22 protein-coding genes are annotated in these 25,922 nt (G+C 70.8%); 10 read left to right on the top strand and 12 right to left on the bottom strand.

What is annotated here, in order from left to right; translation table 11 throughout:
• Positions 1-1,437 carry a helix-turn-helix domain-containing protein gene (locus ACFWJ8_RS18455; RefSeq protein WP_378814281.1) on the bottom strand — a complete coding sequence of 479 codons (1,437 nt, stop codon included), beginning with the start codon at positions 1,435-1,437 and terminating at the stop codon, positions 1-3.
• 125 nt (positions 1,438-1,562) lie between these two features.
• Here ACFWJ8_RS18455 and ACFWJ8_RS18450 point away from each other — a divergent pair, with 125 nt between their 5' ends.
• On the top strand, positions 1,563-3,458 hold the full coding sequence (locus ACFWJ8_RS18450; protein ID WP_378814279.1) for a phosphoenolpyruvate carboxykinase (GTP): 1,896 nt from the start codon (positions 1,563-1,565) through the stop codon (positions 3,456-3,458).
• A gap of 70 nt (positions 3,459-3,528) precedes the next feature.
• Here ACFWJ8_RS18450 and ACFWJ8_RS18445 read toward each other — a convergent pair whose 3' ends face one another.
• Positions 3,529-5,529 carry an ABC transporter ATP-binding protein gene (locus ACFWJ8_RS18445; RefSeq protein WP_378814277.1) on the bottom strand — a complete coding sequence of 667 codons (2,001 nt, stop codon included), beginning with the start codon at positions 5,527-5,529 and terminating at the stop codon, positions 3,529-3,531.
• Positions 5,530-5,554: 25 nt separating this feature from the next.
• On the bottom strand, positions 5,555-5,770 hold the full coding sequence (locus ACFWJ8_RS18440) for an AsnC family protein (RefSeq protein ID WP_378814275.1): 216 nt from the start codon (positions 5,768-5,770) through the stop codon (positions 5,555-5,557).
• A 137-nt stretch (positions 5,771-5,907) separates the two neighbouring features.
• Here ACFWJ8_RS18440 and ACFWJ8_RS18435 point away from each other — a divergent pair, with 137 nt between their 5' ends.
• Genes ACFWJ8_RS18435 through ACFWJ8_RS18425 form a run of 3 tightly spaced genes read left to right on the top strand, consistent with a single transcriptional unit; the run spans position 5,908 to position 8,578 of the window.
• Positions 5,908-6,849, top strand: coding sequence for an ABC transporter ATP-binding protein (locus ACFWJ8_RS18435; protein WP_378814274.1), 942 nt, complete (start codon positions 5,908-5,910; stop codon positions 6,847-6,849).
• Positions 6,850-6,890: 41 nt separating this feature from the next.
• The gene (locus tag ACFWJ8_RS18430; protein WP_378814350.1) at positions 6,891-7,763 is read left to right on the top strand and encodes an ABC transporter permease; all 873 of its coding nucleotides are present in this window, start codon (positions 6,891-6,893) and stop codon (positions 7,761-7,763) included.
• A complete protein-coding gene (locus ACFWJ8_RS18425; RefSeq protein ID WP_378814272.1) occupies positions 7,760-8,578 on the top strand; it encodes an ABC transporter permease in 819 nt (272 codons plus the stop codon). Before ACFWJ8_RS18430 ends, ACFWJ8_RS18425 begins: the two co-directional genes overlap by 4 nt.
• A 72-nt stretch (positions 8,579-8,650) precedes the next feature.
• Here ACFWJ8_RS18425 and ACFWJ8_RS18420 read toward each other — a convergent pair whose 3' ends face one another.
• Complete coding sequence (locus ACFWJ8_RS18420; protein WP_378814270.1) at positions 8,651-10,105, bottom strand: MFS transporter; 1,455 nt, start codon at positions 10,103-10,105, stop codon at positions 8,651-8,653.
• 246 nt (positions 10,106-10,351) lie between these two features.
• On the opposite strand from ACFWJ8_RS18420, the gene ACFWJ8_RS18415 reads away from it, so the two are divergent.
• Positions 10,352-10,801, top strand: coding sequence for a DUF2269 family protein (locus tag ACFWJ8_RS18415; RefSeq protein ID WP_378814268.1), 450 nt, complete (start codon positions 10,352-10,354; stop codon positions 10,799-10,801).
• Between the two features lie 72 nt (positions 10,802-10,873).
• Here the strand turns inward: ACFWJ8_RS18415 and ribH are convergent, their stop codons facing one another.
• From ribH to ribD, 4 genes are read right to left on the bottom strand one after another with little or no spacing between them, the layout of a single operon-like run.
• Positions 10,874-11,356 (bottom strand): 6,7-dimethyl-8-ribityllumazine synthase, encoded by a 483-nt coding sequence (ribH, locus tag ACFWJ8_RS18410; protein ID WP_378814266.1) that lies wholly within the window; start codon positions 11,354-11,356, stop codon positions 10,874-10,876.
• Positions 11,353-12,645 carry a GTP cyclohydrolase II gene (ribA, locus tag ACFWJ8_RS18405; RefSeq protein WP_378814264.1) on the bottom strand — a complete coding sequence of 431 codons (1,293 nt, stop codon included), beginning with the start codon at positions 12,643-12,645 and terminating at the stop codon, positions 11,353-11,355. Before ribA ends, ribH begins: the two co-directional genes overlap by 4 nt.
• Positions 12,642-13,268, bottom strand: a complete 627-nt coding sequence (locus tag ACFWJ8_RS18400) for a riboflavin synthase (protein WP_378814262.1) — start codon at positions 13,266-13,268, stop codon at positions 12,642-12,644. Before ACFWJ8_RS18400 ends, ribA begins: the two co-directional genes overlap by 4 nt.
• Positions 13,268-14,389 (bottom strand): bifunctional diaminohydroxyphosphoribosylaminopyrimidine deaminase/5-amino-6-(5-phosphoribosylamino)uracil reductase RibD, encoded by a 1,122-nt coding sequence (gene ribD, locus ACFWJ8_RS18395; RefSeq protein WP_378814260.1) that lies wholly within the window; start codon positions 14,387-14,389, stop codon positions 13,268-13,270. Before ribD ends, ACFWJ8_RS18400 begins: the two co-directional genes overlap by 1 nt.
• A gap of 355 nt (positions 14,390-14,744) precedes the next feature.
• Here ribD and ACFWJ8_RS18390 point away from each other — a divergent pair, with 355 nt between their 5' ends.
• Entirely contained in the window at positions 14,745-16,493 is a 1,749-nt protein-coding gene (locus tag ACFWJ8_RS18390; RefSeq protein WP_378814258.1) for a glycerol-3-phosphate dehydrogenase/oxidase, read from the top strand.
• 65 nt (positions 16,494-16,558) lie between these two features.
• On the top strand, positions 16,559-18,097 hold the full coding sequence (gene glpK, locus ACFWJ8_RS18385) for a glycerol kinase GlpK (protein WP_378814256.1): 1,539 nt from the start codon (positions 16,559-16,561) through the stop codon (positions 18,095-18,097).
• A 6-nt stretch (positions 18,098-18,103) separates the two neighbouring features.
• Here the strand turns inward: glpK and ACFWJ8_RS18380 are convergent, their stop codons facing one another.
• From ACFWJ8_RS18380 to trpS, 3 genes are read right to left on the bottom strand one after another with little or no spacing between them, the layout of a single operon-like run.
• Positions 18,104-18,964: an Fpg/Nei family DNA glycosylase gene (locus tag ACFWJ8_RS18380; RefSeq protein WP_378814254.1), complete on the bottom strand. Its 861-nt coding sequence runs from the start codon at positions 18,962-18,964 to the stop codon at positions 18,104-18,106.
• A gap of 60 nt (positions 18,965-19,024) precedes the next feature.
• Positions 19,025-19,591, bottom strand: coding sequence for a GNAT family N-acetyltransferase (locus ACFWJ8_RS18375; protein WP_378814252.1), 567 nt, complete (start codon positions 19,589-19,591; stop codon positions 19,025-19,027).
• Between the two features lie 16 nt (positions 19,592-19,607).
• Positions 19,608-20,615 (bottom strand): tryptophan--tRNA ligase, encoded by a 1,008-nt coding sequence (trpS, locus tag ACFWJ8_RS18370; protein ID WP_378814250.1) that lies wholly within the window; start codon positions 20,613-20,615, stop codon positions 19,608-19,610.
• A gap of 88 nt (positions 20,616-20,703) precedes the next feature.
• Between trpS and ACFWJ8_RS18365 the strand changes: the two genes are divergently transcribed.
• From ACFWJ8_RS18365 to ACFWJ8_RS18355, 3 genes are all read left to right on the top strand, one after another.
• The gene (locus ACFWJ8_RS18365; RefSeq protein ID WP_378814248.1) at positions 20,704-21,756 is read left to right on the top strand and encodes a LacI family DNA-binding transcriptional regulator; all 1,053 of its coding nucleotides are present in this window, start codon (positions 20,704-20,706) and stop codon (positions 21,754-21,756) included.
• Between the two features lie 98 nt (positions 21,757-21,854).
• Entirely contained in the window at positions 21,855-23,954 is a 2,100-nt protein-coding gene (locus tag ACFWJ8_RS18360; RefSeq protein WP_378814246.1) for a DUF5054 domain-containing protein, read from the top strand.
• 11 nt (positions 23,955-23,965) lie between these two features.
• Positions 23,966-25,084: a metallophosphoesterase family protein gene (locus tag ACFWJ8_RS18355; protein WP_378814244.1), complete on the top strand. Its 1,119-nt coding sequence runs from the start codon at positions 23,966-23,968 to the stop codon at positions 25,082-25,084.
• On the opposite strand, the gene ACFWJ8_RS18350 is transcribed toward ACFWJ8_RS18355, so the two are convergent.
• Positions 25,066-25,914, bottom strand: a complete 849-nt coding sequence (locus ACFWJ8_RS18350) for an exodeoxyribonuclease III (RefSeq protein ID WP_378814242.1) — start codon at positions 25,912-25,914, stop codon at positions 25,066-25,068. The genes ACFWJ8_RS18355 and ACFWJ8_RS18350 overlap by 19 nt on opposite strands.
• Positions 25,915-25,922 lie beyond the last annotated feature (8 nt).

Here is a 25,922-nt window from a genome sequence, read left to right as displayed (position 1 = left end):
TCACGCGTGGCGGTCGAGGAAGTCGTACACCTCGTTGTCGTCGACGCCGGGGAAGGCGCCACGGGGGAGCGGTGAGAACATCTGCATGTGCACGCGGGCGCTCGGCCAGGCTTTTCCCGCCCAGCGTCCGGCGACATCGGACGCGACGCGGCGGCAGCACGACTCGTCGGGGCACGTCGAGGTCGCGCGTTTCTGGGTCTCACGGCCGCGGAACCATCGGGCGTCGTCGAACGGCACGCCCACCGTGATCGAGAACTCCCCGGCCGAGGTCGAGCCGGTCTGCGTCGAGCACCAGAACGTGCCGGCGGGGGTGTCGGTGTACTGGTAGTGCTCGGTGGTCCGATTCTGCTCGTCGAAGGCCGCCCGGGCCGAGAACTTGCGGCACGCCATCTGCCCGTCGACCGCGCCGGTGACGTCCATCGGCAGCGGCAGGTCGTCGTTCTCGTACACGCGTGAGATCGCCCCCGACCCGTCGACGCGCAGGAAGTGCAGCTTGATGCCGAGGTGGTGGGTGGCGAGGTTCGTGAGGCGCATCCCTGCGGCCTCGTGGGTGACTCCGAACGCGTCGCGGAAGTCCTCGACAGCGAGGTTGCGGTCCTTCTTCGCCTGCTGAAGGAACGCCACCGACGCGGTCTCGGGCATGAGGCAGCACGCGGCGTAGTAGTTGATCTCGAGCCGCTGCTGCAGGAAGTCGGCGTAGTCGGTGGGCCGCTTGTGGCCGAGCAGGCGATGGGCCATCGCCTGCAGCGCCATCGACCGCAGACCATGCCCGCCGGGGATGGATGCCGGCGGCAGATAGATCCGGCCGTGCTCCAGGTCGGTGACCGACCGGGTGGAGTGGGGCAGGTCGTTGACGTAGATCAGCTCGAACCCGAGCTTCTCGGCCATGATGCTGACCGTGCGGTGCGTGAGCGCCCCCGACGCGTGACCCGCGGACTTGAGCTGCTTCTCGGCGAGCTTCTCGATGTCGGACAGGTAGTTGTCGCGGGCGCGCATCATGAGCCGCAGCTCCGTGTTCGCGCGCCGTGCCTCCTCAGGAGTGGCGATCGCCTCGCGCTCGCGGCGCTGCAGCTCGCGGTGCAGGCCCAGGATCGACTCGAGCGTGTCGTCGCTGATGCCCTTGGTGACCTTGACCGGAGTGACGCCGAGCTGCCGGAACACCGAGCTCGACTGCGCCCGTTCCAGCTCGATCTCCAGGGCGGCTCGGCGGTTCGGCGGCTCGGCGGACAGCAGGTCCGCGACATCGACGCCGGAGATCGATGCGATCGCCTGCAGCAGTGAGAGCTTGGGCTCGCGCTTGCCGTTCTCGATGAGGCTCAGCTGGCTGCCGGCGACCCCGACGAGGGCTCCGAGCTCGTCGAGCGTGTACCCGTGGGCGAGTCGCTGATGGCGGATGCGGTGGCCCAGGGTCGACAGTTCGAGCGAGGTCGGCGTCATTCCTTGATCGTAGCGAAAGAATCGCAACTCTTGACGCGCGGAATCGTCGGAAGAGGCATCCATCAGGCCCGAAAGTAGAGGAAGAGCACGAATCTGCACCGTCGAAATCAACGAGGAGCGACACCATGGCCCTTGCCGACATCTTCACCCGAACCGAAGGCTCGACCCCTGCGACCGCCGGGGCGGCCCGCACGACCGTGACCCGGACGTACGGCGAACTGCCCACCGTTGCGGGTGAGGGCATGGCTGCTCTGCGTGAGTGGGTCGACGAGATCGCGGCGCTCACCACGCCCGCCCGCATCCACTGGGTCGACGGCTCGCGCGCCGAGAACGACGCGCTGCTGCGCGAGCAGGTCGACGAGGGCAAGCTCATCAAGCTCAACCCGGAATGGCGACCGGGCTCGTACCTGGCCCGCTCGCACCCGAGCGACGTGGCGCGCACCGAGGGTCGCACGTTCATCGCCTCCGAGCGCGAGGAGGACGCGGGTCCCACGAACAACTGGGCGGCCCCCGACGAGATCCGCGCCACGATCACGCCGCTGTTCGAGGGCTCGATGAAGGGCCGCACGATGTACGTCGTGCCCTTCTCGATGGGTCCGGTCGGCGGTCCGCTGTCGCACATCGGCGTGCAGATCACCGACAGCGCCTACGCGGTCACCTCGATCGGCATCATGACCCGCGTCGGCACCGACGTGCTGCGCGAGATCGCCGGCGGCGCCCCGTGGGTCAAGACGGTCCATTCGGTCGGCGCGCCGCTGCAGCCCGGCCAGCACGACGTCGCGTGGCCCTGCAACGACGAGAAGTACATCGTCCACTTCCCCGAGACGCTCGAGGTGTGGTCGTTCGGCTCGGGCTACGGCGGCAACGCGATCCTCGCCAAGAAGTGCTTCGCGCTGCGCATCGCCTCGGTGATCGGCCGCAACGAGGGCTGGCTCGCGGAGCACATGCTGCTCATCCGCGTCATCGACCCCGCCGGTCGCGCCTACCACGTGGCCGCCGCGTTCCCGTCGGCCTGCGGCAAGACGAACCTCGCCATGCTGCGCCCGACGATCCCCGGCTGGCGCGTCGAGACGCTCGGCGACGACATCGCCTGGCTGCGCCCCGGCGAGGACGGGCGCCTGTGGGCCATCAACCCCGAGGCCGGCTTCTTCGGCGTCGCGCCCGGTACCGGCGAGTCGACCAACGTGACGGCGGTCGAGACGCTGTGGGGCAACACGATCTTCACGAACGTCGCGCTGCGCCCCGACGGCGACGTGTGGTGGGAGGGCCTCACGGACGAGGCGCCGGCCGAGCTCACCGACTGGGAGGGCAACCCCTGGACGCCGGCATCCGGTCGCCCCGCCGCCCACCCCAACTCGCGCTTCACCGTCGCCGCCGCGCAGTGCCCGCAGATCGCCGCCGACTGGGACGCCCCTCAGGGCGTGCCGCTGGACGCGATCCTGTTCGGCGGACGCCGCGCCACGAACGTGCCGCTCGTCGTCGAGGCCACCGACTGGACCCACGGAGTCTTCATGGGCTCGAACGTCTCGTCCGAGCGCACCGCCGCCGCCGAGGGCACCGTCGGCGAGCTGCGCCGCGACCCGTTCGCGATGCTGCCGTTCTGCGGATACAACATGGCGGACTACTTCGGCCACTGGCTGAAGGTCGGGCAGCAGCTGCGCTTCGACCGGGCGCCGCGCGTGTTCCAGGTGAACTGGTTCCGCAAGGGCACGGACGGTCGCTTCCTGTGGCCGGGCTTCGGCGACAACTCGCGCGTCATCGACTGGATCATCCGACGCATCGAGGGCGAGGTCGGCGCCGTCGACAGCCCCATCGGCCGTCTCCCGCACACCGAGGACCTCGACCTGGACGGCATCGACGTGCCGCAGGCCGACCTCGACGAGCTCTTCGCCGTCGACCCGCAGCTGTGGCTGCACGAGGCCGACCTGACCGAGGAGTTCTACCGCACCTTCGAGGGCCGCGTCCCGGCGCCGCTGTGGGCCGAGCTCGCAGCGCTGCGCTACCGTCTGCAGCGCGCCTGACTCGGGGGAGTGGATGCCCCGGCCTGACCTGTGCGGTGGCCGGGGCATCCGCTTCTCTTGAGGAGGGTGCTCAGACCAGGAGCTGGTGCTTCGCCAGATCCCGGTACAGCGGCGTCGTCTGCACGAGCTCGGAGTGGGTGCCCTGACCGACGACCCGGCCGTGGTCCATGACGACGATGTGGTCGCTGTCGACGACCGTCGACAGGCGGTGTGCGATCACGATGAGCGTGCGCCCGGCCGCGACCGCGTCGATCGCCTCGCGCATGCGCTGCTCGTTGAGGCCGTCGAGCGACGACGTCGACTCGTCGAGGAGCAGGATCGGGGGAGCGGCCAGCAGCGCCCGGGCGATCGCGAGGCGCTGGCGCTCGCCGCCGGACAGCATGACTCCCGATTCGCCGACGGGGGCGTCGACGCCGAGCGGGTTGCGGTCGAGCACCTCGCCGAGGTTGACGGCGCGCAGCACCTCTTCGCACTCCGCGTCGGAGGCCTCGGGCGACGCGAGCCGCAGGTTGTCGCCGATCGTGCCGGCGAGGGTGGGGGCGTCCTGCTCGACGTACCCGAGCTGCGCGCGCAGGGCGTCGCGGTCGAGGGTGCGCACGTCGTCGCCGCCGAGCAGGATCGCGCCGTCCGTCGGGTCGTAGAACCGCTCGATCAGGGCGAGTGTCGTGCTCTTGCCGGCGCCCGAGGGCCCGACGAGCGCGACGCGGGCGCCGCGCGGCACGGTGAACGAGACGCCGCGCAGCACGTCGCCGGCGGCGTCGAGGGATGCCGCCGGCTCCGGCTGTCCGTCCGGTCCGGTGCCGTCGCCGAGCGCGATGACGGACGTGTCGACGTGTGCGCTCTCCAGCACCGCCAGGGCCTCGGACTCCGCCTTGCGACGGGCCGCGACCACGTTCTCGGGGTACCGGAAGCGCACGTCGCGGAACTCGATCGCCGCGGCCGACGAAGCGGCCGGTCCCTGAGCCTGCCGAAGGGACGCATCCTCCCGGACGCGGGCGGCGATCGCTGTGTCGTCCTGCGCCTCGACGGGGAGGTCGAGCACCTCCTGGATGCGGCCGAGGGCGCCCAGCGCCTGGCTCACCGAGGTGATGGCGCCGAAGAACGAGCCGAGCGGCGCGATCAGCATGAACAGGAACATGATGAAGGTCACGAGGCTGGCGATCGTCAGGGCGCCGGTCGCGACGCGGAAGCCGCCGAGGCCGATGACCACCAGCAGCGACACCTGGAGGGCGATGCCCGCGATCGGCACGACGAGGGCCGAGACCTTCGCGATGCGCACGCCCACGTCGAAGGCGTCGGTGGCCTGTGCGGTGACCGACGTGATCTCGCGCTCGGTCGCGCCCGAGGCCCGGACGGTGCGGATGGAGCCCACGGCACGCTCGACGCCCGAGGCGAGTTCACCGACCTTCTCCTGCTGCTCGGTCGAGGCGGTCCGGATGCGGCCGCTCAGAGAGACGACGCCGAGGACCGAGATGCCGATCACGAGCACGATGATGCCGAGCAGCAGCGGGTCGATGACCGCCATCGCGATCAGCGCCCCGACGAACAGCAGCGCGTTGCCGATCGAGTCGGCCAGGCCCTGCGTCAGCGCGGCGTAGAGGAGGGTGGTGTCGCTGCCGACGCGCGAGACCAGGTCGCCGGTCCGGCGTGCGTCGAACTCGCTGATCGGCAGGTGCAGGATGCGTGCGATGAGCCGGCGACGGCTGGAGTACACGACCGCGGTGCCGGTGCGCTGCAGCAGGTAGTGCTGATACCCCGAGATGAGCGATCCCAGGATCACGAATCCGACGAGGGCCCACACCAGCAGGCCCAGGTCGAGGTTGTTCTCGACGCGCGTGATCACCTGACCGACCAGCAGCGGCTGCACCAGTGAGGCGCCGGCGCTCAGGATGCTGAGCACGATGACGACGGCGATCGTCGCCTTGTGCTCGAACAGGTAGGGGAGCAGTTGGCGGAAGGTCGCGCGCGGGCCTTCCTGCTTGCCGCGTCGGGAGCGGCCGCCGCGCGCGCGGGGCACGGGACGATCGGCGTCTGTGGGGGCGGGTGCTTCGTCGAGTTCGGCGGAGGGCATGGGTGTACCTCGTTCGTGAAGGGGCTTACATTCGACCGTACTTCTTGTGGACGGCCTGTCTGCTCACGCCGAGGGCGCTCGCGATCGCCTGCCACGAGAAGCCGAGGTTGCGGGCCTTGCGCACCTGCGCCTCCTCGGCGCGGGCGAGCTCACGGCGCACCTCGGCGAGGCGGTGCAGCTCGGCGAGGGGTTCACGCCCGCCGGCGGCCCCGATCAGGGTCGTCAGTTCGTCGCCGCTCATCCCGTCGCCTCTCGCTCTCGGAGTCGGACGTCGCGGTCCGCGACCTCCGGCGTCAACCATAGTTGACGCATTCTGGAGCGTCAACTTCTATTGACGGTCTGCGCGGGCATGTCGGGGCCGGGCGCTAGGGTTGTGCGGTGCCTGCCCCCGTGATTTCAGCGTCGAACCTCGCCAAGGCCTACAAGGTCAAAGGCAAGCCCGACTTCGTCGCCGTCGACGGACTCTCGTTCGAGGTGGCTCCCGGCGAGTCCTTCGGCCTGCTCGGGCCGAACGGCGCCGGCAAGTCGACCACCATGAAGATGATCGGCGCCGTCTCGACCCGCTCGGGCGGAGACCTGTCGATCCTCGGCCTGGACCCCGATCGCTACGGGCCCGAGATCCGCTCGCGCCTGGGCGTCGTGCCCCAGCAGGACAACCTCGACGGCGAGCTCAACGCACGCGAGAACCTGTACATCTACGGCCGCTACTTCGGCCTCCCCGGCAAGGTGTGCCATCAGAAGGCCGACGAGCTGCTCGCCTTCGCGCAGCTCGACGACAAGGCCAAGAGCAAGGTCGACGCACTCTCGGGCGGCATGAAGCGCCGGCTGACGATCGCGCGCGGGCTCATCAACGACCCGCGCATCCTGCTGCTCGACGAGCCCACGACGGGGCTGGACCCGCAGGCGCGCCACGTGCTGTGGGACCGTCTGTTCCGCCTGAAGGAGCGCGGCACCACCCTCGTGCTCACGACGCACTACATGGACGAGGCCGAGCAGCTGTGCGACCGCCTCATCGTGGTCGACAAGGGCCGCATCATGGCCGAGGGCACCCCGGCCTCGCTCATCCGCGAGCACTCCAGCCGTGAGGTGCTCGAGGTGCGCTTCGGCTCCGACCGCAACCAGCAGGTCGCTCCGCAGTTGGAGGGCATCGGCGACCGCGTCGAGGTGCTGCCCGACCGCATCCTGGTCTACGCCCACAACGGCGAGGCGGCCCTCGAAGCCGTCACTCATCGCGGGCTCACGCCGCTCACGTCACTGGTGCGCCGTTCGAGCCTCGAAGACGTGTTCCTGCGCCTGACCGGAAGGTCGCTGATCGAATGAGCTCGCGAGAAGACCCGCCCGGCGAGCCGGTGGAGCGGGGGATGCCGTCGTCCGGCGCCGCCCCGACGATGGCCGCGCCGCCCACGACCGAAGAGCTTCGCGCGGAGGCGATGGAGTGGGGCCGCAAGCCGCGCGGGCTCGGCACCTGGTACGTCACCGAGCACATGATCCGCGCCATGCGCGCATACGGCTGGACGATCGTGGTCGGCGCCCTCGGGCAGCCGATCCTGTACCTGCTGGGCCTCGCTGTCGGCCTGGCGGCGCTCATCGGCGCCCCGATCCAGGACGGCTCGCAGACGGTCCCGTACCTGGTGTTCGTCGCGCCCGCGCTGCTCATGACGGCCGCGATCTCGGTCGCGACCGAGGAGTTCTCGTTCCCGGTGATGGCCGGCTTCAAGTGGCGCCGGTTCTTCTACGGCTTCAGCGCCTCGCCGCTGTCGCCGGGGCAGATCGCCGGGGGCGTGGTGATGGGCGCCGCCGCGCGCATGGTCGTCGTGGTCGTCGCCTACTACGCGCTCATCTGGATCTTCGGCGCGGTGCCGCACCCGGAGACGGGCTGGCTGACGATCCCGATCGGCGTGCTGGCGGGCCTCTCATTCGGCATTCCCTACATGGCATACGCCGCCTCGATCACCGAGGACAAGGGGCAGTTCGCGCTCGTGCAGCGGTTCATCTTCATGCCGATGTTCCTGTTCTCGGGCACCTTCTACCCGCTCGACACCCTGCCGCTGTGGCTGCAGTGGATCGGCTGGGTCTCGCCGCTGTGGCACGCGTCCGAGCTCGGGCGCATCGTCACGTACGGCAAGCCGGCCGACCCGTTCGCGGTGCTCGTCCACGTCGTGTTCCTGCTCGTGCTCGCGGTGGGCGGCTATCTCGTCGCCCGGCGGCTGTTCCAGAGGAGGCTCGGCGAATGACCGTCATGACCGAGGTTCCGGTCCGCTCCGGCGGCGTGCGCGCGCTGTGGGCGGGCAACCCGCAGGCCGTCGTGCAGCGCGGGCTGATCGCGGCGCGCTCGTCGAGCTGGGCGGTCGTGCTGTCGGGCTTCTTCGAGCCGGTGTTCTATCTGCTGTCGATGGGCATCGGCATGGGGGCGCTGATCGGCGACGTCACGACGTCCGGCGGCGTCGAGGTGAGCTACGCGGCCTTCATCGCGCCCGCGCTCCTGGCGACGTCGGCGATGAACGGCGCGATCTACGACTCGACGTGGAACGTCTTCTTCAAGCTCAACTACGGCAAGCTCTACGAGGGCATGCTGGCGACCTCGCTCGGCCCGCTGGACGTGGCGCTCGGCGAGATCCTCTACGCGCTGCTGCGGGGACTGCTGTACGCGACCGGGTTCATGGTCATCATGCAGCTGCTCGGGCTCAACCTGTCGTGGACGGCGATCCTCGCGATCCCCGCGGTGCTGCTCATCGCGTTCGGCTTCGCCAGCCTGGGCATGGCCGTGACCAGCTACATGAAGACGTTCCAGCAGATGGACTGGATCAACTTCGTGCTGCTGCCGATGTTCCTCTTCTCGGCGACGCTGTTCCCCATCACGGCGTACCCGGAATGGATCCAGGCCGTCATCATGGCGTTCCCGCTGTGGCACGGCGTCGAGCTGGTGCGAGGTCTGACGACCGGCATCCTCACCCCCGACATGTGGTGGCACGTGCTCTACTACGTCGTCATGGTCGCCGTCGGCCTGGTGTTCACGACCAAGCGCCTGCGCGCCCTCTTCCTGGACTGACCCGGGCGAACGAACGGGGGATGCCGCGGCTCATCGAGCCGCGGCATCCCCCGTTCGCCGTGATCTGTGCGACTAGAGCGAGCCGGTCACCCCGACGCCGAGGTCGGCGTCGTAGTCGACGTCCTTGGTCTCGGGGGTGAAGATCAGCGCGATGAAGGTCAGGATGCTCATCGCCGACAGGTAGATGCCCACGAGCACCGGGCTGCCGCCGGCCGCAGCCCACAGCGCCACCGCGACGATCGGTGCGAGGGCCGCGCCGAGGATCGACGACACGTTGTACGAGATCGCGGAGCCCGAGTACCGCACGTTGGTGGGGAACAGCTCGGGCAGGATCGCACCCATCGGTCCGAACGTCGCGCCCATCAGCATGAAGCCGAAGACGAGGAAGGCCTGCACCATCGCGCCGGTGAACTTGGGGTCCGCCTGTGGCAGCAGGAAGAGGTTGAACGTGAGACCGAACACGACGATGAGCGCGGTCACCCACAGCAGCAGCCGGCGCCGGCCGATCGCGTCGGCGATCGGTCCCGACAGCAGCGTGAAGATGCCGAAGAACACCACGCCGATGATCTGCATCAGCACGAAGTCGGTGTAGCCGAAGCCGAGGCCGGGGACGTAGCTCGCCGCGTCGAAGGCGGTTCCGGATGCCTCCGCCGCCGCCTTCGCGCCCTCCAGGGTCGCCTTCGTGCCGTACGACAGGGTGAAGTTCGTCATCAGGTAGAAGAGCACGTACGTCGCGAGCATGACGAACGTGCCGAGGATCAGGTGCCACCAGTGCTTGCGGATGACGGTGCCGAGCGGGAACTTGCGGATCGCGCCCTTCTGCTCGGCCTTGACGAACGTCTCGGACTCGACCAGGCGCAGTCGCACCCACAGGCCGATGATGACCATCACCGCCGAGAACAGGAACGGCACGCGCCAGCCCCATGCCAGGAACTCGGCCGACCGCTGGGCGGCGCCTTCGGGGTGGGGGAGGGCGAAGTTGATCGCGAGGAAGATCGAGTTCGCGATGATGAAGCCCAGCGGCGCACCCAGCTGCGGGAAGGTGCCGTAGCAGGCGCGCTTGCCCTTCGGCGCGTTCTCGGTGGCCACGAGCGCGGCACCCGACCACTCGCCGCCGAGAGCGAAGCCCTGAGCGAGTCGCAGGACGAGGAGCAGCAGCGCGGCCCACCAGCCGATCTCGTTGAACGTCGGCAGGCAGCCGATGAGGAACGTCGCGATTCCCATGGTGAGCAGCGATGCGACGAGCGTCGCCTTGCGGCCGAACCGGTCGCCGAAGTGGCCGAACACGACGGCGCCGAGGGGCCGCGCGATCATGGCCGCCCCGAAGACGCCGAACGAGGCGAGGAGCGCCGTGGTGTCGTTGCCGGTCGGGAAGAACAGGATGGGGAAGACGAGGACGGCGGCGGTCGCGTAGACGTAGAAGTCGTAGAACTCGATCGTCGTGCCGATGAGGCTCGCGAGGATGACGCGGGAACGGGGGTTGGCGGGAGCCGTGGGGGTCACGGCGGCGGTGCTGGGGGAGGTCATATTCACCTGGGCATGCGCGGGGCGGAGCATCCGGGTGGGATGCGGCGGTGGGCGGACGCCCGGCGCAGGATGACGCGTCAGGCGGCACTGCACTGGATCACCGTGCGTGCCGGCGTTGTCGCGCGGCACGAAGATCAAGCCTACTCCCGAGGCGGCGTCCCGGTCTCGGAACGTGGAAAGCGGATGCCGCACGGACGACCTTCAGTCTGCCGAAAGGTTGGCTCGAAAAGGCGTAGGCTGAGCGCCATGGACACTCTCATCTCGATCCTCCACGTGGGCACCGCGGTGTTCATCGTCGGCCCGATGGCGATCATCCCGATGACCGGCCTGCGGGCGCTCCGCTCGGGCAACGCCGCCCAGGTGAAGACCCTCGCCACCTCGACCATGATCTTCTCGTGGCTGTCGCTGCTGACCTTCGTCTTCGGGTTCGGGGCCATGTCGATGGCGCCCGAGGAGTACAACCTCTCGTTCACGACCCCCTGGATCCTGTGGTCGTCGATCCTCTACGTCATCGCGTTCCTGCTCAACGTGATCGTCGTCGTCCCGCAGATGCGCAAGGCGGCCGCCGCCATCGCCGAGGCACCCGAGGGCGCTGCGGCGACCAAGCCCACCGGCTACGGCGCGATCGCCGCGAGCAACGGGATCGCGTCCCTGCTGCTGGTGGTGGTCGTGGTGCTCATGATCTGGAAGCCCTGACGCCGGATACCGAAAGGGGATGCCGCGGCCGGGGCCGCGGCATCCCCTTGTCGTTTCTCGGGGTGCTGCCGGTCACTGAGCCTGTCGGAGTGCGCGCAGCACGAGGGCGGTGCGGATCGCGGCGTCGGCGGCTTCGAACCCCTTGTCCTCCACGGAGCCCGGGAGGCCCGCGCGGGCGATGCCTTGCGCCTCGTCGTCGAGCGTCAGCACGCCGAACCCGACCGGCTTGCCGGTGTCGAGGGCGACGCGCGTGAGGCCGTCGGTGGCGGCGTTCGACACGAACTCGAAGTGCGGAGTGCCGCCGCGGATGATGACGCCCAGCGCCACCGCCGCGTCGGCGCCGGCCTCGAGTGCGGCCTTCGCGACCACCGGCAGCTCGAATGAGCCCGGCACACGCACCACGCGGGAGGTCGCGCCGGACCCGTCGAGCGCGCGCTGCGCGCCGGCGATGAGGCCGTCGGTGATCGTCTCATGCCACGTGCCGGCGATCACGACGACGTCGAGACCCGTCGCGTCGACCGTTGCGGTCGCCTGGGGAGCGCCCTTGCCGCTCATGCCTGTGCTCCTTCGTTGTGCGTCGCGCTGTCGTGCATGTTCGCCAGGGCGTCGGCGAAGTCCTCGTCGGCGATGATGTGGCCCATGCGGTCGCGCTTGGTGGCGAGGTACTGGTGGTTGTTCGGGCCGACGCCGACCAGCAGCGGCACCTGCTCGACGATCTCGAGGCCGAGCTCGCGCAGCTGCTTCACCTTGTCGGTGTTGTTCGTCAGCAGACGCACCTTCTCGACGCCGAGATCCGTGAGGATGCCGGCGGCCGCGGCGTAGTCGCGCGCATCGGCCGGCAGGCCCAGCGCCAGGTTCGCGTCGACCGTGTCGAGCCCGCGCTCCTGCAGGGAGTAAGCGCGCAGCTTGTTGATGAGGCCGATGCCGCGTCCTTCGTGGCCGCGCATGTAGATGACGACGCCGCCGTCCTGCTCGATCGCGTCGAGGGCGGCCTCCAGCTGCGGACCGCACTCGCACTTGAGCGAGCCGAACGCCTCGCCGGTCAGGCACTCCGAGTGCACGCGCACGAGGGGCGCCTCGTCGAGCTCGCCCGAGACGACGGCGATGTGGTCGGTGCCGGTGATGCGGTCCTTGTACGCGAGGAAGCGGAACGAGCCGTGCGCGGTGGGCACGTGGGCCTCGGCGCGCAGGCTCACGCGGCGCTTGTGGGCGTTGCGGATGGCGGGGTCGCACGGCGCGTGCTCGTCGAGGTAGGCGGCGAGCTGCTCGATCGTGATGACCGGGATGCCGTACTCGGCGCCGAGCTCCTGCAGACCGGGCAGGCGCATCATGCTGCCGTCCTCGGCGACGACCTCGCCGATGACGCCGACGGGCGCCAGCTCGGCGAGCTTCATGAGCTCGACGGCGGCTTCGGTGTGGCCGGCGCGCTCGCGCACGCCGCCGTCGACGGCGCGCAGCGGCAGGATGTGGCCCGGGCGGATGACGCTCGTCGGCGTGGAGTCGGGATCTGCCAGCACGTTGAGGGTGTGGGCGCGGTCGGTGGCGCTGATGCCCGTCGAGACGCGGTCGGAGGCGTCGACGCTCACCGTGTAGGCGGTGCCGCGGGCGTCCTCGTTGTTCTCGACCATGGGCGGCAGGTCGAGGCGATCGGCCCAGTCCGCCGGCATCGGCGCGCACAGGAATCCGCTCGTCCAGCGGACGGTCCACGCCACCCACTCGGGGGTGGCGAGCTGGGCCGACAGGATGACGTCGCCCTCGTTCTCGCGGTTCTCATCGTCGGCGACGATGACGGGCCGGCCGGCGCGCAGCGCCTCCAGGGCCTCGGGGATGGTGGCAAGGCTCATCGCGAGCCTCCTTCCGTGGAAAAAGCCAGCAGGCGCTGCACGTGGCGCGCGAGGATGTCTGTCTCGAGGTTGACGCGGTCACCCGCCGTGCGGGCGCCGAGGGTGGTCGCGGCGAGGGTCTCGGGGATCAGCGAGACCTCGAACCACGCTTCGGCAGGCTCGGTGGCCGGGCTCGCGTCGCTGACGGTGAGCGAGACGCCGTCGACGGCGATCGAGCCCTTGTCGACGACGAGGGGGGCGAGCGCCGCGGGCAGCGAGATCCGCAGCACCTGCCACTGGGCGCCGGGGCGCACCTCGAGCACCTCGCCGGTGCCGTCGATGTGGCCCTGCACGATGTGGCCGCCGAGGCGGCCGTGCGCGGCGGTCGCGCGCTCCAGGTTGACGGCGCGTCCCGGGGCGATCCCGGCGAGCGTCGACATGTCGAGGCTCTGCTTCATGACGTCGGCGGTGAACCAGTCGGGGCCTTGATCGACGACGGTGAGGCACACGCCGCTGACCGAGATTGAGTCGCCGTGTGCGGCATCCGACACGGCCTTCGGGCCGCGGACGGTCACGCGCACGCCGTCACCCGACGGCTCGACCGCGGTGACCTCGCCGATCTCTTCGACGATTCCGGTGAACATCAGTCGTCTCCTTCGTTGTGTCCCTGAGCTTCTGCTTCCGGTCCCTGGGCTTCTGCTTCCGGTCCCTGAGCCTGTGCTTCGGGTCCCTGGGCTTCTGCTTCCGGTCCCTGAGCCTGTCGAAGGGCCGCGACGTACAGCACGTCGTCGCCGAGGGGGATCACGGATGCCACGTCCAGCCGCCGCGCCTGCCCGATGGTCGTCGCGCCGATGTCGCGCAGCGCCAGCCGATCGCCGCCCAGCAGCACCGGGGCGACGTACACGAGGACCTCGTCGGCGAGGCCGGCGCGCAGGAACGAGCTGGCGACGGCAGGACCGCCCTCGACGAACACCCGCTGCACGCCCTGCACCCGCAGGTCTTCGAGCATCGCGGGGAGGTCGCCGGGGTACTGCCGGAAGGCGTGCGGGTGCTTCCGCACCGCCGCGTCCTCGGGGACCGGGCGTGCGCCGACGACGACGGGGACCGGCTGGTGGGGGAGCAGCGAGCCGTCCTCGGCGCGCGCCGTGAGCGCAGGGTCGTCGGCCAGCAGCGTGCCGGTGCCCACGACGATCGCGTCGGCCTGCGACCGGCGCCGGTGCACGTCGGCGCGAGCGGCCGGGCCGGTGATCCACTGGCTGGTGCCGTCGGCGGCCGCGGCGCGCCCGTCGAGGCTCTGCGCCCACTTGACGGTCACGTGCGGACGGCCGAGCCGCTGAACGGTGAGCCACGAGTCCAGCAGTGCGGTCGCCTCGTCGGCCAGCAGCCCGGCCTCGACGTCGACGCCCGCCTCGCGCAGGCGCACGGCACCGCCCGAGGAGTGGTCGCCTGGATCCGACACCGCGTACACGACGCGCGCTACGCCCGCGGCGATGAGCGCCTCCGAGCAGGGGCCGGTGCGGCCGGTGTGGTTGCAGGGCTCGAGGGTGACGACGGCGGTCGCGCCGCGCGCGGCGCCGGGCGCCAGCTTCGACAGCGCGTCGACCTCTGCGTGCGGAGTGCCGGCACCGCGGTGCCAGCCCTCGGCGAGCGCCTCGCCGGTGGGCGACAGCAGCAGCGCGCCGACCTGCGGGTTCACGCCGCGTGGCCCGTTCGCGGCGATCGTCAGCGCGCGACGCATCGCGTCGTGTTCCGCTGTGCTCGCCATCCGGCCGTGACCTCTCGCTCGTCTGCTGAGGCTCCGGGCAACGGGAAGCGGCGGCGCGCGCGACGCCGCTCGTGCTGCCTCCCATCCGGACTAGCGACGATCGCTCGTCGCATCACCGTCGGTTCCGGAATTCCACCGGATCGACCTCGGCTCACCCTGTCGGACAGGATGGATGCCTCGGCTCGCGGACTCTCACCGCCGGTTCGGATTCACACCGACCCCGGAGCACGTTGATGCTCTCGAGTGTAGTCAACGCGGCATCCGGCCATTCATTCCATGTCTTCGCATGAAGCCGGGGGATCGGGGCGGGGCGCGGCCCGATGTCGTCGGAGCGGCATAGCCTGGGGTGGGGACGGTGAGGCATGTGACGACGACACGGGGATTCGACGAGCTGGTCGCGCGACCGTACGCGGACGTGCTGATCATCGGGGGCGGCATCAACGGGCTCGCCACCTTCCGCGACCTGGCGCTGCAGGGCGTCGATGTGGCGCTGGTCGAACGCGACGACTTCGTGAGCGGCGCGTCCGCGGCGTCGTCGCACATGATCCACGGCGGCATCCGCTACCTCGAGAACGGCGAGTTCCGCCTCGTGCACGAGGCGGTCACCGAGCGCAACGCGCTGCTGCGCACCGCGCCGCACTATGTGCGGCCGCTGCAGACCACCATCCCGATCTTCTCGACCTTCTCGGGCGTGCTGACGGCCCCGCTGCGGTTCCTGCGCCACGGCAAGGGCAAGCCGCGCGAGCGCGGGGCGGCGCTCATCAAGATCGGCCTGGTGATCTACGACTCGTTCTCACGCGGCGGCGGGCTGTTCCGCGGCGGCACCGTGCCACGGCACACCTTCCACGGGCGCCGGCGCTCGCTCGCCCTGCTGCCCGCGCTCAACCCCGGCGTGAAGTACACGGCGACGTACTGGGACGCCTCACTCCACGATCCGGAGCGTCTCGCGCTCGACGTGCTCCGCGACGGCCGCGCGGCCGGCGACGACGGCGCCGAGCCCGGCGCGGGCAGGGCCCGGGCGGCCAACTACACCGCGGCCGTCGGCACGCAGGGCGGCCACGTGCTGCTGCGCGACGCCGAGACGGGGCGCGAGACGCCGTTCGCGGCATCCGTCGTCCTCAACGCGAGCGGGCCGTGGACCGACCTCACGAACCTCTCCCTCGGCGACCCGACCCGCTACATGGGCGGTACCAAGGGCTCGCACGTCGTGCTCGACCATCCTGAGCTGCTGGCGGCGACGGGCGGCCGCGAGCTGTTCTTCGAGAACGAGGACGGCCGCATCGTGCTCATCTACCCCCTCAAGGGGCGGGTGCTCGTCGGCACCACCGACCTCGAGCACGACATGCGCGACCCGGTCGTGTGCACCGAGGCCGAGGTCGACTACTTCATCGACCTGATCGCACAGGTGCTCCCGGAGATGCCGGTCGATCGTGCGCAGATCGTCTACCGCTTCGCGGGGGTCAGGCCGCTGCCGGGGCACGGTGACCTCGCGCCCGGCTTCGTGTCGCGCGACTACCGCGTCGAGGCGGAGTCCCTCGCAGGCGGCCAGGCCACGGTGCTCAGCCTCGTCGGCGGCAAGTGGACCACCTTCCGCGCGTCGGCCGAGCACCTCGCCGACCGCGCCCTCGAGCTGCTCGCGCAGCCGCGCCGGCGCTCCACCAAGGGCATGCCGATCGGCGGTGGACTCGGCTATCCGACCACCGAGCGGGCGCGCCAGCAGTGGATCGCCGCGCACGCCGGCGACCTGCCCGCCGCGCGCGCGGCGACGCTGCTCGACAGATACGGCACGGTGGCGGCAGCCGTCATCGGGGCGATCGCCGCCGATCCCGACGACGCCGCGCTCGAGCATGCGCCAGGCTACTCGTCGGGAGAGCTGCGCTACCTCGCCACCGCGGAGTCGGTCGTGCACCTCGACGATCTGCTGCTGCGCCGCACCTCGCTCGCCTTCACCGGCGGCGCCACGCGGGAGGCCGCGGCCGAGGTCGCCGCCGCGGTCGCCCCAGACCTCGGCTGGGACCCCGCACGCACGGCTGCAGAGGTCGAGCGTGGACTGGCCCGCGTGCACGCCGCCGACCCCGCCTGGGCCGGGGCCGCTGCTCGATAGACCGGCCGGGCGATAGCCTGGCGGGCACCGGACCCGGCGCCGCCGCCGGAGAGATGGAGACGACGTTGTCCGACCACGTTCTGGCGATCGACCAGGGCACGACCTCTACCCGCGCCATCGTGTTCGACCGGGACGGCGCAGTCGTCGCGGTCGCCCAGCGCGAGCACGAGCAGATCTTTCCGCGCGCCGGGTGGGTCGAGCACGATCCCGTCGAGATCTGGACCAGCGCCGAGTGGGTGATCGCGTCCTGCCTCACGCGCGCCGGCATCACGGCCTCCGATGTCGCGGCGATCGGCGTGACCAACCAGCGCGAGACCGCGATCGTGTGGGAGAAGCGCACCGGGCGGCCGGTGCACAACGCCGTCGTGTGGCAGGACACGCGCACGCAGCCGCGCATCGACGCGCTGGTCGCGTCGGGGGCGGGCGACCGGTTCACAGAGCTCACCGGCCTGCCGCTCGCGACGTACTTCTCGGCGTCGAAGGTCGCGTGGATCCTCGACAACGTCCCGGGCGCCCGCGCCGCCGCCGAGGCCGGCGATCTGCTGTTCGGCACACCTGACACGTGGGTGGTGTGGAACCTCACGGGCGGCGCCCGCGGCGGCATCCACGTCACCGACGTCACCAACGCGTCGCGCACGCTCCTCATGGACCTGAGCACCCTCGACTGGTCCGACGAGCTGCTCGGCGTCTGGGGCATCCCGCGCGCGATGATGCCCGAGATCCGGTCGTCGTCCGAGGTCGTCGGCCACTCGCAGCTGCCGTCGGTGCTCGACGGCGTCCCGATCGCGGGGATCCTCGGCGACCAGCAGGCCGCGACGTTCGGACAGGCCGCGTTCGACGCGGGCGAGTCCAAGAACACGTACGGCACCGGCAACTTCCTGCTCGTGAACACCGGGACCGAGATCGTGCGGTCCCAGAGCGGGCTCATCACGACCGTGGGCTACCGCATCGGCGACGAGCCCGCGCACTACGCGCTGGAGGGATCGATCGCCGTCACCGGGTCGCTCGTGCAGTGGCTGCGTGACAACCTCGGCATCATCCAGCGCTCCGAGGACGTCGAGACGCTCGCCGCGAGCGTCGACGACAACGGCGGCGCCTACTTCGTGCCGGCCTTCTCGGGGCTGTTCGCACCGTACTGGCGGCCCGACGCGCGCGGGGCGCTCGTCGGCCTGACCCGCTACGTCAACAAGGCGCACATCGCGCGCGCCGCACTCGAGTCCACCGCGTTCCAGACCCGTGACGTCATCGACGCCGTCGTCGCCGACACCGGCCGCGGGCTCGACGAGCTGCGCGTGGACGGCGGCATGACCCGTGACGACCTGCTCATGCAGTTCCAGGCCGACATCCTGGGCATCCCCGTCGTGCGCCCCAAGGTGGTCGAGACCACGGCGCTCGGCGCGGCGTACGCGGCGGGCCTCGCGACCGGCGTGTGGCGCGACCTCGACGAGCTGCGCGCCCACTGGCGCGAGGACGCCCGCTTCGAACCGCGGATGCCGGCCGACGAACGGGAGCGCCGGTACCGGCAGTGGCGCAAGGCCGTGTCGAAGTCCCTCGACTGGGTGGACGACGACGCCCGCGTGCTGATGGGCACGACCGAAGGCTGAGCCCGGCTACTTCAGCAGCCGCGACAGGCGTCGGTCGGCGAGGATCTTGCCCCCGGTCTGACAGGTCGGGCAGTACTCGAGCGAGTTGTCGGCGAAGAAGACGCTGCGCACCTCGTCGCCGCAGACGGGGCAGGTCTCGCCGCGGCGGCCGTGCACCTGCATGCCGCGCCGCTTCGCGTCCTTGAGGTCGGCCGGAGGCTTGCCGGATGCCTCGGCCACGGCATCCCGCAGCGTCGAGGTCATGGCGTCGAACAGCCGGGTCACGTCGTCGTCCGAGAGCGACGACGCCAGCGCATAGGGCGACATCTTGGCCGCGTGCAGGATCTCGTCGGAGTAGGCGTTGCCGACCCCGGCGATGATCGACTGGTCGCGCAGCACGCCCTTGATCTGCGTGCGGCGGCCGCTCAGCAGCCCGGCGAACGCATCGCGCGTGAACGACGGGTCGAGCGGGTCGGGGCCCAGCCGGGCGATGCCGGGAACGTCGGCGGGGTCGCGCACGACGTAGTACGCGAGCGACTTCTTGGTGCCCGCCTCGGTGAGGTCGAAGCCGGAGCCGTCTGACAGCGCGACCCGGAGCGCGATCGGTGTCTTGCCGGGGCGGATGATCGTCTTCGGCAGCTCGTCGTACCATCGCAGCCATCCGGCCTTCGCCAGATGGAACACCAGGTGCGGCCCGGTGGTCGCGAGATCGATGAACTTCCCGTGCCGCGTCGCACCGGTGATCTCGGTGCCCTTCAGCGCCTCGATCGGGGGATCGTAGGTCTTGAGCGCGGCGATGTTGGCGACGGTGGCACGCTCGATGCCCACACCGGCGAGCCGCCCTCCGAGGAAGTCGACGAGCCCCTGCACCTCCGGCATCTCAGGCATGCGCTCATCCTGCCACGCCGCCCCGACACGCGGGCTGCGATCATGCCGCGCCGCCGCGCGTCAGGCGTCCAGTACCGGCCAGGGCTGCGGCATCCGATCGTCCGACGCGAGCAGTCCTGCGATCCAGCCGTCGTCGCGGCCTCGCGGACCTGCGAGCGCCTGGCGCAGCAGACCTTCGTAGCGGAATCCGAGTGCCCGCGCCACGCGCGCCGATGCGACGTTGCCGGCCACGGCGCGCCATTCGATCCGCACCAGGCCCAGCCCCTCGGAACCGAAGCCCCAGTCGATGACGGCCCGTGCCGCCTCGCGGAGGTGCCCGCCGCCGCGCGCGTCGGGAGCGATCCAGTAGCCGATCTCGCCGGCGCCCTTTCCATCGACGCGGTAGAAGCCGATCGTGCCGATCAGGCGCACGCCCTCACGGATCACCCACGTGAGGTGGACGCCGCTCTCCCAATCCAGCGGAACCCGCTCGACGAAGGCCTCGGCGTCGCTCCGCCGGTACGGGGAGGGGATCGGCGTGAAGCGCTGGATGTCGGCGTCCTGGCACGCCTCGAAGAGGGCGTCGACGTCGTCCGCATCGGGCAGCGTCAGCTCGAGCCGGGACGTGCGAAGGCTGACCGGTTCCATGTCGGAGAGATGCGCGTCAGCGTGCGCGACGCAGCAGGCCCACCTTGTCGTACACGTCGGCGAGGGTGCGGTTCGCGACCTCCTCGGCCTTCGCCGCGTTCACCGCGAGGACGCGGTCGAGCTCGGCGGGGTCGTTGAGCATCTCCAGGGCGCGCTCGCGCACCGGGCCGAACTCGTTCACGACGACCTCGGCGAGCCCCTTCTTGAAGTCGCCGTAACCGCGCCCTGCGTACTCGTCCTCGATCGCGGGGATCTGTCGGCCGGTCAGAGCCGCGTAGATCACCAGCAGGTTCGAGACGCCGGGCTTGTTCTCGCGGTCGTAGCGGACCGAGCCCTCGGAGTCGGTGACGGCGCGCATGACCTTCTTGGCGGACTTCGACGGGTCGTCGAGCAGCCACAGCACGCCGGCATCCGACTCCGCCGACTTCGACATCTTGGCGGTGGGGTTCTGCAGGTCGTAGATCCGCGCGGTCTCCTGCTGGATGACCGGCATCGGCACCCGGAACGTCTGCCCGAACCGACTGTTGAACCGTTCGGCGAGGTCGCGCGTGAGCTCGACGTGCTGCTTCTGGTCGTCGCCCACCGGCACGATGTCGGTCTGGTAGAGCAGGATGTCGGCGGCCATCAGCACCGGGTAGGTGAACAGGCCCACCGAGGTGGCATCCGACCCGTAGCGCGACGACTTGTCTTTGAACTGCGTCATGCGCCCGGCCTCGCCGAAGCCGGTGATCGTCGAGAGGATCCACGCCAGTTCGGCGTGCGCCGGCACGTGCGACTGCACGTACAGGGTCGACTTGGACGGCTCGATGCCCGCGGCGATGTACTGCGCCGCGGTGCGGCGGGTCTTCTCACGCAGGTGCTCCGGGTCCTGCGCGACCGTGATGGCGTGCAGATCGACCACCGAGAAGAACGCGTCGTACGACTGCTGCAGATCGCGCCACTGCATGAGCGCCCCGATGTAGTTGCCGATCTGGAGGGAATCGGCCGAGGGCTGCATGCCGGAGTACAGGCGCGGTCTGGTCATCGCTCAAGTCTATAAAGCGGATGCCGCGACCCTGTGCGCCACCGCACCCCGCCGCTCACGGCGTCGGCGCCGTAGTGTGTACGCGATCATGTCGTCCGAATCGCACACTCCGCCTGCGTCGCCGCCGTCGTCGCGGGCGCGTGCCTCGATCGCCGACGTCGCCTCCCATGCCGGCGTATCGGCGCAGACGGTGTCGCGGGTCGCGAACGGCCGGGCGAGTGTGCGCCCCGAGACGCGCGACCGTGTGCTGGCCTCGATGCGCGCGCTCGGCTACCGGCCCAACAGTGCGGCACGCAATCTGAAGTCCGGCCGGTTCCGCAGCATCGGCTTCGTCACGTTCAACCTGACGTCCGTGGGCAATGCGCTCACGATGAACGCCGTCGCGGCCGCCTGCGAGGCGGCCGGCTACACGACGACCCTGCTGCCGTTGACCGAGCCGACGCAGCACGGTGTCGCAGGTGCGTTCGGCCGGCTCGAGGAGCAGGCGGTCGACGGCATCATCCTCGTGATGTCTGCCGAGGTGGGCTCGATCCACGACACCGGCTTCGCCGGCGGCGTGCCGCTGGTCGTCGTGGACGCCGATGCTCCGGTGCCCTACACGAACGTCGACACCGACCAGGAGCAGGGAGCGCGCTCCGCGGTGCAGCATCTGCTCGACCTGGGGCACCGCGACATCGTGCACCTCACCGGTCCCGCCGACTCGTTCCCGTCGCGCCGCCGCGCTGACGCGTTCCGCGAGGCGATGCGCGACGCGGGTCAGGAGACGCGACCGGTGATGGTGGGGGACTGGAGCGCGGCCTCCGGCCTCGAGCGCATGCGCGAGCTGCTGGCCACCGGGCCTCCGCCGACGGCGGTGTTCGCCGCGAACGACCACATGGCGCTGGGTGTGCTGAACGCCCTGCACGAGGCGGGGCTGCGCGTGCCGCACGACGTCAGCGTGGTCGGGTTCGACGACACGGCCGAGGCGGCCCTGTACTGGCCTCCGCTCACGACGGTGCATCAGAACCTCGACGAGGTGGGGCGTCGGGCCGCGAGCATCCTGCTCGGCCTGATCGACGGTGCTCCCGACCTCGGGCGGCGCACCGTCGTGCCGACGGAGCTGGTGGTGCGCGCGAGCACCGGGCCGGCTCGCGGCGCCTGACGCGCTCGGTGGGGCGGGCACGGGATGTTTGCGTTGACATCGGAACCTCGGAACACCAGGATGTTTACGCAAACATGTCTCTCCGAACGAAGGCAACAATGTCGTCGCCCCACGCGCAGCCGCACACCGTCCACGTCGTGTTCAAGACCCACCTCGATCTCGGCTTCACCGATACCGCCGCCGCCGTCACCGATCGGTACGTGCACACCTACCTGCCGCGCGCCGTCGCGCTCGCGGCCGAGCTCGAACGGCGCGGCGGGCAGGCCGGCTTCGTCTGGACCACCGGATCCTGGCTCATCCACGAGGCGTTCCGGCTCGGCAGCCCCGACGAGCGCGTCGCCCTCGAAAAGGCGATCCGCGCCGGCCACGTCACGTGGCACGGCCTGCCGCTGACCACTCACACCGAGCTCATGGATCCGGGGCTGGTGGAGCATGCGCTCGCGATCGGCCGGCGGCTCGACGCCCGCTTCGAGCGCCGGACCACGGCCGCCAAGATGACCGACGTCCCCGGGCACACCATCGGGCTCGTGCCGTTCCTCGCCCGCGGCGGGATCGAATTCCTCCACATCGGGGTCAACGGCGCCTCCGCCGTCCCCGATGTCCCGGAGTTCTTCGTCTGGCGTGCGCCGGACGGGAGCGAGGTGGTGGTCAACTACGCGCACGGATACGGGGCTGACGGGCTGGGCGTCGCCGTCGTCCCCGGGTCGGGCGTCGCGCTGCACCTCGCGCACACCGGAGACAACTACGGCCCGCCGTCCGCCGACGACGTCGAGCAGCTGTTCGACGATCTGCAGCGGGCCTACCCCGAGGCGCGGATCGTCGCCTCCACGCTCGACGCGTTCGGCGACGCGGCGGTGGCGGCGCGTGCCGAGCTGCCCGTCGTGACCGACGAGATCGGAGATTCGTGGATCCACGGCGTCGCGAGCGACCCGGTGCAGACCGCGCATCTGCGCGCACTGCTGCGCCTGCGCACGCGATGGCTCGCCGACGGGTCGCTTGTGCCCGGCACGCCGGAGTGCGATGCGTTCAGCGACGGCCTGCTGCTCGTGCCCGAGCACACGTGGGGCAAGGATCTCAAGACCTGGCTGCCCGACTACGCGCACTACGCCAAGGCGGACTTCGCGCGGGCGCGTGCTGCCGATGTGATCGATCCCGCTCAGAACCCCGCCGACACGGCGGTGCTCGCGTGGGCGTACGAGGAGCACGACCCGGGCGAACTGACCTTTTCGGGCATGGAGGCGTCGTGGGCCGAGCAGCGCGGTCACCTCGACCGGGCGCTCGCGGCGCTGACGCCCGAGCATCGCGCGGAGGCCGAGGTCGCGCTCGCGCAGACGGCGCCGGGGGATGCCGGCGGCCACGGCTCCGCGGGCGTCGCAGTCACGGCGGAGGACGAGCACACGGGCGGCGCCTACCGGGTGAGATTCGGCGCCGACGGGTCGCTCACCTCGCTCGTCGACGCCGACGGCACCGAGTGGGCAGGGCCCCGGCATCCACTCGCCGCGTACCGCTACGAGACGTTCGACGAGCGCGACGAGGCCCGCTGGGTGCAGGAGTACTGCCGCGACCTCGACGAGCACGCCTTCTGGGCCGTGCCCGACCAGACCAAGGTGGGCATGGCGATCGCGCAGACGCAGCCGGCGACCACGTTCACGCCGCGCGTGGTGTCGGCGCAGCGCGCCGACGACGAGACGGGGAGCACCTTCACGCTGCAGCTCGAGCTGCCCGCTCCCGCCTGCGAGGACTGGGGCGCGCCACGCGACATCCGGCTCGCCTACACCTTCCCCACCGGCGGCGGGCCGATCTCGATCACCCTCGACCTCCGCGGCAAGGATGCTTCGCGGCTGCCGGAGGCGAGTTGGCTGGGCTTCCGTCCGGTCGCGGCCCCCGGCGACTGGCGGCTGTCGAAGCTCGGCACGCCGGTCGACCCGCAGGCGGTCGTGCTCCGCGGCAACCGCAGCATGCACGCGGTGACCGAGGTGCGGCGGTCTGGCGAGCGCGGCATCACCCTGCAGCCGGTCGACGCCGCCCTGGTCGCGGTCGGACGCCCCGCGCTGCTGCGGTTCGACCACACCGTGCCCGATCCCGACGACGGATTCCACGTCAACCTCCACAACAACGTGTGGGGCACGAACTTCACGATGTGGTTCGACGACGACCTGCGCTTCCGCTTCGTCCTCGGGCTCGGGCGGCACCGGTGACAAGGCAGCTCGTGACCAGCCCACCTGTGGTCATGGCACCGCGCGCCGACGGCTTCGACGTCGTATGGGGAGTCGGCAGGCTCAGCCGGGGCCGGATCGAATGGCGGACGCCCGATGGCCGTGAGGGCGTGGTCGCCGGCGACGCGTTCGGCATGGTCGCGCAGGGCGACCGCGTCCTCCGCGTCCGCGCCGGCGGCTGGGCGCCCGGCACCGAGGTCCGCCTGCGTGCGATCACCGAGGCGATCGGGGGCCGTCCGCGCCGCCACGTGAGCGGCTGGAAGACGGCGCGGACGCTGGATGCGGCATCCGATCACGCCCGCTTCGCCGTCTGGAACGACACGCATCAGCGCGACGACACCCTGCGCGCGCTCGACGCTGTGACCCCTCCCGTCGATGTGCTGGTGTGGAACGGCGACCTCTGCAACGACTGGAAGAGCCCCGCGTCGTTCGTCTCGACGGTGCTGGCCCCCGCCGGGCGGGACGTGAGCGACGGGCGACCGGTGACCATCGTCGTCGGCAACCATGACGTGCGTGGGAGGTGGGCCTACCGGCTCGACGACTACGTGGCGACTCCCGAGGGCCGACCGTTCACCGCGATGCGCATCGGACCCGTCGCCTGCATCGTGCTGCACACCGGAGAGGACAAGCCTGACGACCATCCCACCTTCCACGGACGCGTGGCGTTCGAGCCGCTCCGCGACGAGCAGGCGGAGTGGCTCCGCACCGTCACCGCGCGACCCGAGTTCGCCGAGGCGCCGTACCGCGTCGTGTTCTGCCACATCCCGCTGCGGTGGATCGACGAGAGCCCCGTCGACTACGACGCCGGCGGGTACGACTGGTTCAGCCGCATGAGCAGGGATGCGTGGCACGACGCGCTCGTCGCCTGGGGCGCACAGGTCGTCGTGTCGGGCCACACGCACCAGCGGACGTGGCTCGCCCCGACCGACGGGTTCCCCTACGGTCAGCTCGTCGGCGGAGGACCCGATGCCGATGCCGCCTCCGCGGAGGCGGCCACGTGGATCGACGGCGTCGCCGGCCCCGACTCGCTCGTGCTCACCGTGCGCGACCTCGCCGGCACCGTGCAGCACGAGGTGACGCTCGCACCGCTCGTTCAGGTGCCGATCGTGTAGTCGGCGACGACCGGCGAGTGGTCGCTCCACCGCGTGTCCCACGACGGGGCGCGTACGACGCGGTAATCGGTCACGCGCGCGCCGAGCTCGGGAGTCGCGAGGTGGTAGTCGATGCGCCAGCCCGTGTCGTTGTCGAACGCACGCCCGCGCATGGACCACCACGTGTACGGGCCGTCGATGTCGCCATGGAACCGGCGCCCCACGTCGACCCACCCGAGGCCCGGACCGGTCGAGCCGTCGACGCCGGTCACCTCCGAGCCCTGCGCGCCGAGGAAGCGGTCGAAGTACGCGCGCTCGCGCGGGAGGAAGCCCGCCTTCTTGACGTTGCCCTTCCAGTTGCGGATGTCGAGCTCGCGATGCCCGACGTTCAGATCGCCCATGACGACCGCGAGCGGAGTCTCGGCGCCGAGCTGCGGCATCCGCCTCTCCATCGCGTCGAGGAAGGCCCACTTCGCGTCCTGCTTGGGGGTGTCGGCCTCGCCGGTGTGCACGTAGGCGCTCACCACGACGAGCTTCTCGCCGTCGATGTCGAAGTCGGCCTCGATCCAGCGCCCGGCGCTGTCGAGCGGCTCGGGGCCCAGCACGCGGCGCACCTCGACGGAGGGCATGCGGCTCGCGACGGCGACGCCGGCGCGGCCCTTCGCGAGCGCCTCGTCGTTGACGACCTCCCAGCCGGGCAGTGCCGCGCGCAGCTCCTCCTCCGTCGCACGGACCTCCTGCAGCGCCATCACGTCGACATCGGCGTCGTCGAGCCATTCGAGCATGCCCTTGCGGGTCGCTGCGCGGATTCCGTTGACGTTGACAGAGGCGATGCGTACGCGGCGGGGCATGCTGTCGA

Origin of the sequence: Microbacterium sp. NPDC058389, from assembly GCF_042722305.1 — a bacterium.
GTDB lineage: Bacteria > Actinomycetota > Actinomycetes > Actinomycetales > Microbacteriaceae > Microbacterium.
This window is presented reverse-complemented; position numbering and strand designations above follow the sequence as displayed.